The organism is Allobosea sp. WAO (assembly GCF_001509835.1).
Lineage (GTDB): Bacteria > Pseudomonadota > Alphaproteobacteria > Rhizobiales > Beijerinckiaceae > Allobosea.
On sequence record NZ_JXTJ01000006.1, the window covers coordinates 643,543 to 658,141 of the forward strand.

Below are 14,599 nucleotides of genomic sequence, written 5' to 3' on the forward strand. Positions count from 1 at the left end.
TCGCTGATCTATGTAACGGTCACTCGCAGAAGGATTGGCCGTTGAAGCTGAAACACCGGCCGCCGCGGGGCGCCGCCGGAGCCGGGCGCGGCTTCTGCCGTGGCTCGGCGGCGGGCTGGGCGAGCCGCTTCGGTTTCGGTGCGACGCAATCGCCCTCGGCATCGAGCCGCTGGCCGCTCGGGCAGGACTTGGCGACGCAGGCACCGTCGCGCTCGATCTGGCGGGCTGAGCACTGCAGCGGGCAGACCCGGCCGCTCTGGCCTTTCAGCAGGTCGAGGAACTCGGTGCTCGGAGCGTCCGGTGGGCTGATCCGGGCGAGTCGTGCGAACTCCTGGACGGCGCGGCTGGTCGGCCGGCTCGACCATTCGCCCTCGGGCTTGCCGCGATAGCAGCCGATGCGCCCGAGCTCGATGTTGATTGTCTTGGTCAGGCCGGCGAGGTCGAGATTGGCGGCGGGCGGTGGCACGGGCGCCGCAGCGCCATCCTGCGGCAGGCTGGCGACATGCACCGCGCCAGCCGCGGCTGCGCCCGCCTTTTCCCGGGCGGTAGCGGCCTCGCGCTGGACGCGCTGCAATTCCTCCGCCGCGCGCCGGCGCTCGGCCTCGAGCTCGCCGTCCAGCCGTGACCGGTCCCGCTCGACGGCCTGGCGAATGGCCGCTTCGGCCTTGAAGCGCTCCGCGAGGTCGGCGGAAGCGCGACGGTTCTCCTCCTCCAGCTTCGCCAGCCTTTCGGCGATGCGGCGCTCCTCCTCTTGCTTCTGGCGGTTTGCCTCGGCCTCGGCCGTCTTCAGCCGGTCGGTCTGCGCAGCCGATAGTCGCTCGCGCTCGCGGGCCTGGGTTTCGCGCTCTCTGTCGTCACGGGCGCGGCGAGCCTGCTCCTCGGCGCGGGAGGCGAGCTCGGCCTGGACCTTGCGGTTTTCGGCTTCGAGCTCGGCGAGGCGCTGGTCGAGGCGGCGGCGCTGCTCGGCCTGCTGCCGCGCGGCTTCCTCCTCGGCCTTGCGCCTTGTTTCGGCCTGGGCGGCCGCCAAGCGGTCGCGCTCGGTCCTTTCGGCTGCCAGACGCTGTGCTTCTGCCTGCCGGGTCGTCTCGGCCGCCTGCGCCGCCCGGCGTCGCTCCTCCTCGTAGCCCGCGAGCTGTCGGCGCAGCGTGTCCTCGCGCTTGGCGCGCTCGACCGCATCGATCCGGGCCCTTGCGGCATCGGCGAGATAGCTCCTCGGAAAGCGCTCGATGAAGCCGCGCAGGGCCGGAGCCTCGTTGCTGTCGCGTACCTTGGACCAGGCCTGGAGATCGGTCTCGGCGCGGTTGAAGTAAAAATCCCCGAGCAGGGACAGGGAGAGTTCCGGCGTTTGCCGGCCCTTGGTGCGCTGGTTGACGCTGACCGCGACGCGCCGGAACATCTGCCCGATCTCGAGGCCGGGTTCGCTGAGATGCTCGAGCATGGCCGCGCTGAACGGGCTGTTGCGGCCGGTCCCGTCCGCAGCCACGTCGTTGGCCTGCGTGGCATAGGCGACGACCATGCCTGAGCTCTGGGCCATGCGAGCGAGGCCGCGGCCGATCGAGCTGTCGCGGCTGCGACCGGAGCTGGCGATCCGGTCCGCCAGCGGATTGTTGCGGCAGGCGTCGAGGATGAGGATGCGGATGCCCTTCGCGTTCTGCAGGGCATCGACGACGTCGGCGACGCGGGTCGTCTCATAGGGGATGGCGAACTCGTCGCTCGGAGCGGCGTCGACGGGCAGCAGAAAGTTCTCGCCGCGAAACTGGAGGCCGTGGCCGGCATAGAAGACCAGGGCCGCATCGGCACCGTTGGCGGCGCGGGCGAAGCGGCCGAGCGCCTCGCCCATGCCACGACGGTCGAGGTCATTGCCGTCGATCACCTCGAAGCCGAGTGCCTTGAGGGCCGCGGCCATGTCCTGCGCGTCATTGCCGGGGTTCGGGAGGGCAGGGGCGGCGCGATAGGCGGCGTTGCCGATAACGAGCGCGACGCGGCGCTCCTTCGGCTCATTGGCCGCAGCTATGCCGAGCGCACCGGCGAAGACCAGTGCGAGCGCAAGCAGACGAAGCAGGAAGCACGAAGAAATCCGCACTTTCGGCATCCAGTCCAGCCAGGATGGAGTGCCAGTATACGGGCTTGGTCAACGCTCGCTAGCGGGAATCTCGACTACCTCGCTTGGGCGAATTCCAGAACAGCCGCAATAGCCGCAGGTTTGTGGTGCTTTTCGCAAAGGCGCCAGATCGTCGGGCGCCGCTGCCGGTTCAACCCATAGTCGCCTTCACCGTCTCGACGAGCTGCTTCATCGTGAAGGGCTTGGGCAGGAAGTGGAATTCCTCGCCCTCGGGCAGGTTCTTGCGGAAGGCTTCCTCTGCGTAGCCGGAGACGAAGACGACCTTGGTCTCGGGGTTGCGCTGGCGCAGCTCGCCGAGCAGGGTCGGGCCATCCATTTCCGGCATGACGACGTCGGAGATGACGAGATCGATCTTGCCCTCATGGCGCAGGAAGATGTCGAGCGCCTCGACGCCCGAAGCCGCCTCGTGGACGGTGTAGCCGCGCGAGACCAGCATGCGGGCGTTGAGGGCGCGCACCGCGTCCTCGTCCTCGACCAGCAGGATGACGCCGGCGCCGGTGTGATCGGCGGCCGCCTTCTTCGGAGCTTCCTTGGCGGCAGCCTCGGCGGCGAGGTCCTCCTCGCTCGGAATGTAGCGCGGCAGGAAAATCTTGAAGTTCGTGCCGCGGCCCATGACGGAGTCGCAGAAGACGAAGCCGCCGGTCTGCTTGACGATGCCGTAGACCATGGAGAGGCCGAGGCCGGTGCCCTTGCCGACCTCCTTGGTGGTGAAGAAGGGCTCGAAGATCTTCTCCAGGTGCTCCTGCGGGATGCCGGTGCCGCTGTCCTCGACTTCCAGCAAGACGTAATCGGCAGCGGGCAGGGCGGCGTGGCCGAGCCCGGGAACCTCCTCGGCCGCGACATTGCGGGTGCGGACCTGGAGCTTGCCGCCGTCCTGCATGGCGTCGCGGGCATTGACCGCTAGGTTGACGACGACCTGCTCGAGCTGGCCGAGATCGGCCTTGACGGGCCAGAGGTCGCGGCCCTGGCGGACGTCCAGCGCGATCTTGTCGGCGACGACACGCTTCAGCATCAGCGAGAGATCGGAGAGCACGTCGCCGAGCGCCAGAACCTGCGGGCGCAGCGTCTGCCGGCGCGAGAAGGCGAGCAGCTGCCGGACCAGCGCAGCCGCCCGATAGGCGTTCTGCTTGATTTGCATGATGTCCGGGAAAGACGGATCGGTCGGCTTGTGGCTGGCGAGCAGGAACTCGGAGGCGTTGATGATGACCTGCAGCACGTTGTTGAAGTCGTGCGCGATGCCGCCTGCGAGCTGCCCGACCGCCTGCATCTTGCCGGCCTGGTCCATATTGTCCTTGAGCTTGCGCTCGGCCGTGGTCTCAAGCGCGTAGACGATGGCGCGTTCGCCATCGGTGTCCTCGGTCGCCGGGACGGGGGAGAGGTAGAGCCTCGCCGAGCGACCGTCCTCGCCCGCCAGCGTCAGGTCGAGCGGGGCGATCTCGCCCTTGCCGGCAAGCGCCGCCTCGAAGGCTTCGCCCAAGGCGCCGTTGCCGTTGACCATTTCCTGGATCGTCGCCGGCTGGACGCCCTGCGGCGTCAGGCGCGTGAAGGCCGCGTTGGAGCGCAGGATCGCGCCGTTGCGGTCGACGGTGGCGATCGCCATCGGCGTCGAGTGGAAGAAGCGGGCGAAACGCGCCTCGGCATCGCTGCGCGCATCGGCACCGGCCTCGCCGGCGGCGCGGTTCAGCACCAAGGTACGCGAGGCGCCGGCCCGTCCGTCCTGGCCGAAGGCGACCTGATGATGGAGCCTGACCGGCAGCGACTGGCCGTTGCGGCGGCGCAGGTCGACGTCGAGCACCTCGATGCGGACATCGCCGGGCTGGCCGCGAATGGCCTGGATCAGGGCGGCGGCGTTGGGCGAGGCGATGTCCTCGAGATGCAGGCCGCCCGAGCCGAAGCGGGCGAGATCATAGTCGAGCCAGCCGGAGAGGGTGGCGTTGAGATAGGGCACTTCGCCATCGGCGTTCATCGAGAGGAAGCCGGCCGGAGCGTGGTCGAGATAGTCGATGGCGTGCTGGAGTTCCTGGAAGGCGTTCTCCTGGCGCTCGCGCTCCGGCGTCACGTCCGACACCGTCCAGAGCGAGGCCGGTCGTCCGGCGCGGGTGATCGGCGTGACGCGGACGCGGTACCAGCCGACCGCCGAGCGTTCGTTCAGGGCAGGCTCGAGCCGGATCTCCTCGGAGAGCCGCCGGCCGGCGCGCGCCGCGGTCGCCAGCCGGTAGATCGCTTCCGAGACTTCGGCGCGGCCCTTGAACAGGCGCTCGACCGGGGCGATCTCGCTGGCGTTGCGGGCGCCGGCGAGCGTCAGATAGGTCTCGTTGGCATAGACGATGCGGTCGTCGCCCTCGGTGACGACGACACCGTCCTCGGCCCCGTCGACGATGATCTTGGTCAAATCGTTGCGGGCGGCGCGGCCGGAGAACTGCAGCAGGCCGATCGCGAAGGCGAAGAGGCAGAACACGCCGACGACCGAGAGCAGCGCCAGCAGGCCGAGAATCAGCGGCTGGGCCCATTCATTGGCGATGAAGCCGAGCGCGATCGCGGCGCCGACGAGCAGCCCCGCCACCAGGAGGATGATGCCGACATGGCCCGGCCTGTCGGAACGATCGATCGCGGTCGTCGCCGTGCTTGCGGTCATTGCGGCAGGTCCATTTCCTTCAATCCGCCCGCTCCATGCGGGCAGTGGACGCGATGGGCTTGTAATCGCGCGCCAGCCCGCGAGTTAGGCGCGCCGACGCTTCAGGCGCAAGACGTAACCGACGACTTCGGCCACCGCCTGGTAGTGTTCGACAGGAATTTCTTCGTCGATCTCTACCGTGGCATAGAGCGCGCGCGCCAGTGGCGGGTTCTCGACGATCGGAATGTCGTGCGCGCCGGCGACCTCGCGGATCTTCAGCGCGATGGCATCGACGCCCTTGGCGAGGCAGACCGGGGCGCCCTGGCCGTTCTCGTATTGCAGCGCGACGGCGAAGTGGGTCGGGTTGGTGATGATCACCGTCGCTTTCGGGACCTGCGCCATCATGCGCGACCGGGCGCGCTGGGCCCGGAGCTGGCGCAGCTTGGCCTTCACCTCGGGATTGCCTTCGCTGTTCTTGTACTCGTCCTTGAGTTCCTGCCGGGTCATGCGCTGGCGCTGGTACCAGCTGAAGCGTTGGTAGCCGAAATCGCCGATGGCGATGACCGCGAAGATCGAAAGTACCCCGGCCATCAGCTTGATCGTCAGCACCAGCACGGCCGGCAGTAGGGCGCTGACATCCATCTGCGCGAAGCTCTGCAGCCGGTCGCGCTCGCCCCAGAGCACCATCCAGACGCCGACGCCGACCAGCATGATCTTGGCCAGGCCCTTGGCGAAATTGACCCAGGCCTCCTTGCCGAAAATGCGCTTGGCGCCGGCCATGGGCGAAATCCGGTTGAACTTCGGCATCAGCGGCTCTGTGGTCCAGAGCGGCTTGTGCTGGATCAGCGCGCCGGCGAGAGCTGCAACGAGGATGAAGCCGAGCGGCAAGGCGAGCGCCGCAAAGCCGGTCATCACGCCCTTGGCGGTGACGTGGAAGAGTGCATCGCCACCGGAGGGCACCTGGTGGGCGTTCATCAGGAAGGAACGCAATTGCAGCGTCGCCTCGCGAGCGGACGAGCCGGCGGCGATCAGCAGCGCGAGCGTGAAGCCGCAGAGCACGAAGAAGGTGCCGATCTCCTGCGAACGGGCGACGTCGCCCTTCTCGACCGCCTGCTCGAGCTTTCGCTGTGTCGGCTCCTCTGTGCGGTCGTCCTTGTCCGGTTCATCAGACATTTACGCCTCCGCTCAGATGCCGGTGAGCTGGCGCAGGAAGGCGCCGAGGTCTTCGAGGAAGACGCCCATCATGACGCCGACCGCCGCGAGCAGCACCAGCATGCCGCCGAGGATCGAGGCCGGGATCGCCAGGAAGAACACCTGCATCTGTGGCATCAGGCGCGCGAGCACGCCCAGGCCGAGATTGAACAGCAGGCCGAAGACGATGAAGGGCGCCGAGATCTGCACCGCGAGCGCAAAGCCGCGGGACATCGCCTTGACCGCGAGCCCGAGCACGTCGCTGACCTCGGGGAAGCCGCCGGGCGGCAGCAGCCGGTAGCTCTCATGGACCGCGACCAGCGCAACATGGTGCAGGTCGGAGGCGAGGATCAGGGTGATGCCGAGCATCGAGAGAAAGTTGCCGATCGAGGGGTTCTGCATGCCGCCGCTCGGGTCGACGGTCATGGCGAAGCCGAGGCCCATGGTCTGGGCGACGATCAGGCCGGCGGTTTGCAGCGCACCCATCAGCAGGCGCACGCAGGAGCCGAGCGCGAGCCCGATCAGGATCTCACTAATCAAAAGGCCGCCCATTACGGCTGGGTCGGTCGGCAAGGTGATCGTGCCGCGGGCCATCGGCAGCATGACGAGGGCAACGAAGAAGGCCAAAGAAAGCCGCGCGCGGGACAGGATGAAACGCTCGCCGATGCCGGGCATCAGCATCACCAGCGTGCCGACGCGCGCGAAGACCAGCACGAACAGAGCGCTGATCTCCGGCAGGATGGCGATCTGCATCTGGCGGTCCAGCTTCCCGCGCCAGAGATTGCGGCTGCCCTGGTCCGGCCCGGGAAGGGCGCGGCAGGCAGGCGCGAGAATCATTCGCCCGTGGCGATTCGGACGGCGACCCTGCCCATATAGCCTGCCAGCGCGTCTCCCATGAACGGCAAAAACAGCAGCAGCGCGCCGAAGACCGCGAGGATCTTCGGGACGTAGACCAGGGTCTGCTCCTGGATCTGGGTCAGCGCCTGGAAGAGCGAGACGACGAGGCCGACCGCGAGCGCGATCAGCATCAGCGGCGCACCGGCCTTGAGGAAGACGACGATGCCGTCGCGGGCGACGTCGAGGATGGCTCCGGAGGTCATGGGGCAGGTTCCGCAGGTGCTTTCAGGATGGGGATGCTGCGGTCAGACCGGCATCCGCATGATTTCCTCATAGGCCGCGATGACCCGGTCGCGGACCGCGACCAGCGTCTCGATAGCCGCCTCGCTTTCGGCGACCGCGGTCACGACATCGACGATGTCGGAGCGGCCGGCGGCGACGCTGGCCGTCTGCACGTCGGCGGCGCGGGCCGCCTGGGTGGTCGAATCGAGCGCCTTGCCGAGCAGCGAGGAGAAGTCCGGCATACCGGTTGCGGCGCCGCCGGCAAGGCCGGCGCTGGCGGGCTTCTTCAGCAATCCGCCTCCGCCGATGCCCTGCATCGAGGCGTAGGCTCCGGCGGCGAAACTGGACGTGGTCATGGCTGGCGTTCCGCTTCGGCTCTAAGGGGTCAGGCGCGCAGGATGTCGATGGTGCGCTGGAGCATGCGGCGCGTCGACGAGATCACGTTGAGGTTGGCCTCGTAGCTGCGCTGGGCCTCGCGCATGTCCATGCTCTCGATCAGCGAATTGACGTTCGGCATCCGCACCTGGCCGGCGGCGTCGGCAGCCGGATGGCCGGGGTCGAGCTTGGTGCGGAAGGCGCCGCGATCGCGTTCGACCCGGCCGAGCTCGACCACCTGGGCGTCGAGCTCGCGGTCGAGCCGGCCCTGGAAGGTGACGATCTTGCGGCGATAGGGGTCGACGCCGGCGCGATCCGGCGTCGAATCGGCGTTGGCGAGGTTCTCGGCGATGACGCGCATGCGCCCGGCCTGGCCACGCAGGCCCGATGCCGCAACCGCGATGCTCTTGAGCAGGTCCATGGGGTGTCTCCTCAGCGGCTCGGTTCTCAGCGGCCCTTGCCGATGGCGATCTTCATCAGCCCGAGCCCCTTGCTGTAGAGGGAGGCGGCGAGCTGATAGTCGGACTGGTTCTGGGCGACCTTCAGCATCTCGTCCTCGAGATTGACGCTGTTGCCGCTCGGCGTCGTCTCGAATCGCTTGGGATCGCGCGGGTCGAAGCCATTGCTGCTTCCGGCCGGGCCGAGATGGAGCGGCGAGGTCTGGGCCAGCACGACGCTTCCGCCGGCGGGCGAGGGGGCCTTGAGGTCGTGCGGCTTGAAACGCGGCGTATCGGCATTGGAAACATTCTCGGCCAGCAGTTTCTGGCGGCTCTGGTGCCAGTGCATGCGTGTCTTGAGGGCGCTCATGAGGTTCAGGCCGTTGTTCGACATGGCTCCGATCTCCGGCTCCCGAGGCGCGCCGCAACTGCGCGAAACTGGGCAATTATTGCCGGGTCCATGGTTAACGGCGCGTTAAGATCGGCGAATGGTGACAATCCGGTTAACCATCCGGTAACCATGTCTCCCGAATTCGCGGGCGTTATGGTATAGCCAGCAGGTTCATCCCCGGGCAGCCTTTAAAAGTGAGGCTGCGCGTGGCTGTCGCGTCGCTTCATGAGGCAACCCCTTGCAGACTTTGTTTGGCTTCGAACTCTCGACCGGCCTGCGCTGGATCATCGCCTTCGCGATCGTGCTGGTGCTGGTGGCGCTCCTCGCCTTCTTCCTGCGGCGGATTTCTGGGGGGCGGCTCAAGTTCAAGGGGCAGGGCAGCGGCAGGACCCGCCAGCCGCGGCTCGGCGTGGTCGATATCCACGACCTCGACCGGCAGCGTCAGCTCATTCTGGTGCGGCGCGACAATGTCGAACATCTCGTGATGATCGGCGGCGCCTCGGACGTCGTGATCGAGACCAACATCATGCGCAGCGGAGCCCGCGTCGCGGCGCCGGCTCCGAGCGAGGGCGCACCCGAGCGGCCGCTGGCCTTCGAGCCGACGGCGCTGCCCGATCTGCCGCTGCGCCCCGAGCCAGTCGAAGAGCCGCGTCGCGTGCCCCCGCTGCCCGAGCCTGCGTCGATGCCCGTGTCAGCTCCCATCACCGCGCCCATGCCCGTGCCGCCTGCTCCGGCGCCTTCCATGCCGGCGCCGCCTCCGCGCCAGCAGCCGCTCGCCCCGCCGCCGCGCCCGACCGGTCAGCCGCTGCCTCCGGCTCCGCCTGTGCGTCCCGCGCCGCAGCCCGTGGTGCCGCCGGTTGCAGCTGCTGCCGTCGCCGCCTCGGCCGCGGTCGCCCAGAGCGCGCGCGAAGCCGCCGCTGCCAGCCAGGTCGAGCTGGGCGACATGGCGCGCCAGCTCGAGGAGGCGCTGAAGCGCCCGTTCTCCGCCGTGCGTCCGTCATCGGGCGGGGCCCGTACCGAGCCGGAGGCTGTGAAGCCGCCGGTCCCACCGGTGGCGCCGGCTGCCAGGGTCGCGCCGCCGGTCTCGGCCAATGAGCAGAAGCCCGTGGTGCCGGCCCCCGGCATCCCGGCCTCGGCGCTGCCGGCCCTGGACATGGAGGCCGAGCTCGAAATGGCCTTGGGTCTGAAGCCCGGCCCGGCTCGCCCGGCCGAGGCGCCGATGGTGGTGCCGCCGGTGTTCGCGGCGCCGGAACGCAAGCCGCAGCCGGTCCCGGCAAGGCCGGAGCCCGTCAAGCCGGAGCCGGCCAGGATGGAGGCGCCGAAGCCGGCATCCGACAGCCAGCCGGGCGGCCAGCCCGAATCCAAGCCCGAGCCGGCCGCCAAGCCGCAGGAGATCGCGGTGCCGAGCTTCGAGGCGGTGCTCGGCGGCGAAGTGAAGGGCGGTGCAGGGGCCTCGGAAGCGAAGCCGGCTGAAGTCAAAGCGCCCGAGTCCAAGCCCGCGGAAGCCAAGGAAGCCGGACCCAAGGCGCCGGAAGCGAAGGCTGAAGCCACCAAGGCCGAGCAGCTTGGCACCGCCGAGGCCAGGGCTGGCGAATCCAAGCCCGCCGAGGCCAAGGGCGCGGAAGCTAAGCCGAACGAGGCCAAGGCCAACGAGCCTAAGCCTGCCGAAGCGAAGCCGGACGAAGCCGATCCGTTCTCCGTCGACGCGATCGAAGCGGAATTCGCGCGCCTGCTCGGGCGCGACCCGAAATCGAAGGGCTGAGCGGTCGGCCGGCGAGAGCCGGCCAAACCGCAGGGGATGACGGGCCGAAAGCGCTTCGCGGCGGCCCGGAGCATGCACTAGCGTTTTCCCGGCCCGCGCCTTGATTCGGGCAGGGAAGGCGCATGCACGATACGAAACCTGGAAGGTCGAGAGCATGGCGGCGGGCCGGCATGGCCGCGCTGGCCCCGGCACTGCTCGCTACCGTGTTGCTCGGCCTGGGCCTGTCCGCGCCGGCACTGGCGCAGTCGCTCTCGCTCGATCTCGGCCAGGGCGGCGGCACGACCGAGCGGGCCCTGCAGCTGATCGCTGTGATCACGGTGCTGTCGCTGGCGCCGTCGATCCTGATCATGGTGACCTCGTTCACCCGGATCGCGGTGGTGCTGTCGCTGCTACGCTCGGCGATCGGCACCCAGACCGCGCCGCCCAATGCGGTGATCATCGGACTCGCGCTGTTCCTGACCGGCTTCGTGATGACGCCGACGCTGAAGGAGGCCTATCGCGTCGCGGGAGCGCCGCTGATCGCTGGGCAGATCCAGCCGCAGGAGGCCTTCAACCGAGGCATCGTGCCGTTCCGCGAATTCATGCTGAAGCATGTCCGCGAGAAGGACCTGACCCTGTTCCTGGAAATGTCGCGCGAGCCGCGGCCGGAGAGGGCTGAAGACATCCAGATTCAGGTCCTGGTCCCGGCCTTCATGATCTCCGAGCTCCGGCGCGCCTTCGAGATCGGCTTCCTGCTGTTCGTGCCGTTCCTGATCATCGACCTCGTGGTCGCCTCGGTGCTGATGTCGGTCGGCATGATGATGCTGCCGCCGGTGACGGTGGCGTTGCCTTTCAAGCTGATCTTCTTCGTGCTGGTCGATGGCTGGGGGTTGGTCGCCGGCTCGCTGGTGAAGAGTTACGGGAGTTGATCGGTTCGGTCGGGCGCTCTTTCGATTCGCGCCCGAACCATGCCGTCATTCCGGGGCGTCCGCAGGGCGAGCCCGGAACGAATGAACACGACGGCTCCCAGAATGCGCTTTGGTGTCACGCGCCTCTTTGTTGAAACACGGTGTTCACGGGTTCCGGGCCCTTCGCTGACGCGAAGTCCCGGAATGACGCGCGCTGGCGTTCCAGTGGAGCCGCGTTCAGCCCTGGCCCGGTCGGGGTGGTGGCAGCGCGTCCGGGTCGTCCGCCTGCGGCTTTTCGCGAACCGCGCTGGAAAAGGCCGGATAGCGCTTGCGATAGGCGTTGAGGAAGTCCTGCATCGTGTCGGAGCCGGCGGCCGAGCGTGCGACCTCGCGTATATCGGCGGCGCTGGCGCGGCTGGCGCCCGTGACGAAGGCGAACAGGCGCGCATCGGTGCTTTGGGCCATCTTGCCGGCGAATTTGGTGCGCAGCCGGTCGAGCGAGAGTGCCTCGTCCGACATCGCATAGGCAATCGCGGCGCGCATCGTGTCGCTGCGCTCGCCGTCGCGCAGCGGCGCCTCGCCACGCCAGCTCTCGCCGAGGATGCGTTCGAGCGCCTCGCCAGCCTCGCGCCAGCGGCGGCCGTTCCACAGGATGTCGGCGTGGAGCCGGTCGACCTCCGGCCCACTCTCTCCTTCCAGCAGATCGAGCGCCTGGTCGGTGCGCGAGAGATCGGAGAGCGCCTTGGCCTCCAGCAGCAGCCGGGCCCGCTTGACGTCGCCCGGCAGCTCGGCGAGGCGCGTCGAGACCAGCGCCTGCAGTGCGTCGGCGGGCTTGCGGTTCATCAGCTGGATCATGGCGAGGCGGGCCGCGACGGTGGAGCGGGCGGCGCCGGTCAGCCGCTTCTCCATCTGATAGCGCAGGATGTCGCCGCCCTGGTCGAGCAGGTCGAGCTCCACCAAGCGGTCGGCGAGAAGCCGGGTGATCTCGTCGCCGCGCCGGCCGACCGGCAGGAACTCCTTGAAATCGTAGAACAGCGCCAGCGCCTCGAGGCGCGGCAGCTTTTCGAGGTCGGGATCGCTGAACAGAGCCTCGAAGCGCTGGGCGGTTTCGTCATGCAGCAGGCGCGTCGCGGGATGATCGGGGAAGTTCTCGTTCGCTCGCCGCGCGACCTGGAAGGCGTCGCGCCAGCGCTGTTGCTGGGCATAGATGCGCCCGAGCTCGGCCAGTGCCGAGATCTCGATCTCGCCGCCGCGCCAGATAGCCGAGACGGTTTCCAGCCGGGCCGCCGCCTCGTCGATCGAGAGCTCCTTGCGCTTCTCGTTGCGGGCGAGCTTGACTGCGCGCAATTGCGCCTCGGCGGCGACGGGCCGGCTGACGGCGTCGAAAAGCGGGCGGTAGCCGTTGAGCGCCACTTCCGGCCGGCCGCTGGCATCGTCGAGCATGGCGCTCAGCAGCGCGAGGTCCTCTGCCGGGACGAGGCTCGCCGGCAGCTCGGCGAGATGGGCGATCTGGCGTTCGGCAACCAGCGTGTCCTGCATGGCGAGCGCGGCGCGGGCCATGGCCGGGCGAAACTGCGCCTGGAGGTCCGGCGGGTAGCGGTCGAGCACCGTCTCGGCCCGCCGGAAGCCGGCGAGGGCCGGGGCGTTGCGGCCGAGCCGCTGCTCGGCCAGCGCCCGCCAGAGCCCGATCTCGGCCTCCTCCTTGATCGGGGCGGCCTCGAAGGCCTTCAGCGCCTCGGCATGGCGATGCATCTGCGCGGCGATCACGCCTTTCAGGAACAGGGCCTGGCGGTTGCCGCGCATGGTGGGGTCGTCGGCGAGCAGGGCGTTGAGCGGTCCGGCCGCCTCCGGCAGCATCGCATTGGCGACGAGGAAGCGGGCCAGGGCCAGCCGCGCCTCGGATTTGCGGCCGCGCGAGGCATCGGCGACGTCGCGCAGCAGCTCCTGAGTCCGCTCCCGCACGGCGTCGGTGTGCAGGCTCGACCAGCGTTGCGCGTCGATGAGCGGTGTGGCGGCGCTGTCGCCGACGGTCTTCTCAGGTTCGTTCGGTTTGGAGGCGTCGAGGCTGACGACCAGTCCGGCACTGCGGCCGATCAGGGCCTCGTCCGTGCCGGCCCGCACGACGATATCGTCGGCGAGGGCGGTGACGGCGACGCCATGGGCGGTCTGGGGCAGGCCGAACTCGACGAAGCGGTAGGGTTTGGAGACGGCCCGGGTCGGGCCGAGCGCGGTCACGACGGCCATCGGCGCGCCGCCGTCGAGGTTCTCCAGCCAGTGCACCCCGGTCATCGCGGAGACGGGGACGGCGACCACGGTCTGGCCGCGCTCGTCGGCGTCACGGCGCGGGGCCAATGCGGCGGCAGGCTTGCCGAGCTTTTCGCCGAAGGAGAGCGACCAGGTCGAACCATCGTCGGAAAGGCGCGTGACCTGCCGTCGGCCGGTCTTCAGGCGAAGCACGGTGACTTTCGTCTCGCGGATGACGGTAACGTCCTGGACGAGCCCGGGCAGCACGCCCTTCAGCCGGTCGGGATCGAGCGTGTCGCGGGTGTCGAAGACCAGCGTGACGAGGCCTGGCTCCGCGAAGGCGGCTGCCCCCGTCGGGCGTGGGAAGCGAAAGTCGATGCGGCCGCCATCGCCGTCGGCGACAGAGCTGACGAGGATGTCCCTCGGCGTCGGATCGATCACGGCCGGCGTTGCTACCGGTGCCGGCGTGGCCTGCGCGGTCGGCGCGGCCACCTGCGGGACGGCGGCTGCCGGCGTACCGGCTGAATCGGGCTTCGGCACCGCTGTCGCGGGCTGCGCTCCGGCCGGCTTCGATGCCGGCTGGGCTAGGCCGGCCTCGAGACCTGCCAGCGTCAGCGCTCCGGCTTTCGTGGCGCGGGCGAGGTCGACGGTCCAGCCGGACTCGTCGCGGAAGCTGCGCAGCTCGCGCTCCTTCGGCACGGTGAAGACGAACTCGGTGCGATCGCCCTCGCTCTTGGCGCTTTCGAGTGTGAAGTCCGCCGGCAGCAGCGAGCGGATCTTGCCCGCTTCGATCTGCATGGGCTGGTCGAAGGCGAGCGTCAGCCGGTCGTCTTCGAGCTTCGGAGTCAGTTGAGCCTCGGCGGGCGCCGTGAAGATCAGCCGGTCTAGCGTCGGCAGGCGCACGCTGCGGAAGCCGAGAGGCTTCGGCTCCGGCGCCGGGGCACGGGCGATGTCCCGAGCCCGCGACTCGGCGAGGCGCAGGCGCTTGGTCAACTCGGCGAGGACTTCGGGCGGCAGGCCCGGCAGCTGCCCGACCCAGTTCTCGGGCAAGAGGTCGACGAAGGCGCGGTCGCCAGCTTCGAGCAGGTTGGCGCGATAAGTCTTGGCGAGCGCGAAGCGCAGGCCCCGGCCATCGGGGTCGATCCGCGCCAGCGAGACATAGGCGGGAAGTTCCCGGGAAATGCGGCTCGGGTCGACCTTCACCGGCTGGCTGAAGCCGACGACCAGCACGCCATTGGAAACGCGCACCCGTGTCGTCACCGGCTCGTCGAAGGTGAAGGCGAGGCGGCCGAAGCCGGCCTGCATCGCTTCGCCGCGCAATTCGGCATTGGCGGCCAGGGCCGGCAGGGCATGTCCGAGCGCCAGGCTCATCGCCGCCAGGCCGATGCCGAAGCTGAGGGATCGCAGGATACGCAAGACGCTACTCAATCCGACGCGACAGGACGGGCGGCACGACG

General features: G+C 69.1%; 11 protein-coding genes. 2 read left to right on the top strand and 9 right to left on the bottom strand.

The features are described from left to right. Positions 1-19: 19 nt before the first annotated feature. The 8 genes from DK26_RS12230 to flgB form a co-directional block, all read right to left on the bottom strand. On the bottom strand, positions 20-2,083 hold the full coding sequence (locus tag DK26_RS12230) for a caspase domain-containing protein (protein WP_066472344.1): 2,064 nt from the start codon (positions 2,081-2,083) through the stop codon (positions 20-22). 169 nt (positions 2,084-2,252) lie between these two features. Next, on the bottom strand, positions 2,253-4,757 hold the full coding sequence (locus tag DK26_RS12235; RefSeq protein ID WP_066472347.1) for a cell cycle histidine kinase CckA: 2,505 nt from the start codon (positions 4,755-4,757) through the stop codon (positions 2,253-2,255). An 84-nt stretch (positions 4,758-4,841) separates the two neighbouring features. Then, positions 4,842-5,909 (bottom strand): flagellar biosynthesis protein FlhB, encoded by a 1,068-nt coding sequence (gene flhB / locus DK26_RS12240; RefSeq protein ID WP_066472351.1) that lies wholly within the window; start codon positions 5,907-5,909, stop codon positions 4,842-4,844. 12 nt (positions 5,910-5,921) lie between these two features. Then, positions 5,922-6,680, bottom strand: coding sequence for a flagellar biosynthetic protein FliR (gene fliR / locus DK26_RS12245; RefSeq protein ID WP_066472661.1), 759 nt, complete (start codon positions 6,678-6,680; stop codon positions 5,922-5,924). Between the two features lie 80 nt (positions 6,681-6,760). Then, positions 6,761-7,027, bottom strand: coding sequence for a flagellar biosynthesis protein FliQ (gene fliQ / locus DK26_RS12250; RefSeq protein WP_066472354.1), 267 nt, complete (start codon positions 7,025-7,027; stop codon positions 6,761-6,763). 42 nt (positions 7,028-7,069) lie between these two features. Further along, positions 7,070-7,402, bottom strand: coding sequence for a flagellar hook-basal body complex protein FliE (locus DK26_RS12255; protein ID WP_066472357.1), 333 nt, complete (start codon positions 7,400-7,402; stop codon positions 7,070-7,072). 29 nt (positions 7,403-7,431) lie between these two features. Beyond that, positions 7,432-7,842 carry a flagellar basal body rod protein FlgC gene (gene flgC, locus DK26_RS12260; protein WP_066472358.1) on the bottom strand — a complete coding sequence of 137 codons (411 nt, stop codon included), beginning with the start codon at positions 7,840-7,842 and terminating at the stop codon, positions 7,432-7,434. A 26-nt stretch (positions 7,843-7,868) separates the two neighbouring features. Beyond that, a complete protein-coding gene (gene flgB, locus DK26_RS12265; protein WP_066472359.1) occupies positions 7,869-8,252 on the bottom strand; it encodes a flagellar basal body rod protein FlgB in 384 nt (127 codons plus the stop codon). 235 nt (positions 8,253-8,487) lie between these two features. On the opposite strand from flgB, the gene DK26_RS12270 reads away from it, so the two are divergent. After that, entirely contained in the window at positions 8,488-10,011 is a 1,524-nt protein-coding gene (locus DK26_RS12270) for a flagellar biosynthetic protein FliO (protein WP_066472365.1), read from the top strand. 170 nt (positions 10,012-10,181) lie between these two features. Beyond that, positions 10,182-10,919, top strand: a complete 738-nt coding sequence (gene fliP, locus DK26_RS12275; RefSeq protein WP_066472368.1) for a flagellar type III secretion system pore protein FliP — start codon at positions 10,182-10,184, stop codon at positions 10,917-10,919. Between the two features lie 216 nt (positions 10,920-11,135). Here the strand turns inward: fliP and DK26_RS12280 are convergent, their stop codons facing one another. Then, the gene (locus tag DK26_RS12280) at positions 11,136-14,558 is read right to left on the bottom strand and encodes a hypothetical protein (protein WP_066472370.1); all 3,423 of its coding nucleotides are present in this window, start codon (positions 14,556-14,558) and stop codon (positions 11,136-11,138) included. Between the last annotated feature and the right edge of the window lie 41 nt (positions 14,559-14,599).

Coding starts and splice junctions, on each gene's coding strand:
- DK26_RS12235 (WP_066472347.1), bottom strand. CDS start 4,757: ATGACCGCAAGCACGGCGACGACCGCGATCGATCGTTCCGACAGGCCG.
- flhB (WP_066472351.1), bottom strand. CDS start 5,909: ATGTCTGATGAACCGGACAAGGACGACCGCACAGAGGAGCCGACACAG.
- fliR (WP_066472661.1), bottom strand. CDS start 6,680: ATGCAGATCGCCATCCTGCCGGAGATCAGCGCTCTGTTCGTGCTGGTC.
- fliQ (WP_066472354.1), bottom strand. CDS start 7,027: ATGACCTCCGGAGCCATCCTCGACGTCGCCCGCGACGGCATCGTCGTC.
- DK26_RS12255 (WP_066472357.1), bottom strand. CDS start 7,402: ATGACCACGTCCAGTTTCGCCGCCGGAGCCTACGCCTCGATGCAGGGC.
- flgC (WP_066472358.1), bottom strand. CDS start 7,842: ATGGACCTGCTCAAGAGCATCGCGGTTGCGGCATCGGGCCTGCGTGGC.
- flgB (WP_066472359.1), bottom strand. CDS start 8,252: ATGTCGAACAACGGCCTGAACCTCATGAGCGCCCTCAAGACACGCATG.
- fliP (WP_066472368.1), top strand. CDS start 10,182: ATGGCCGCGCTGGCCCCGGCACTGCTCGCTACCGTGTTGCTCGGCCTG.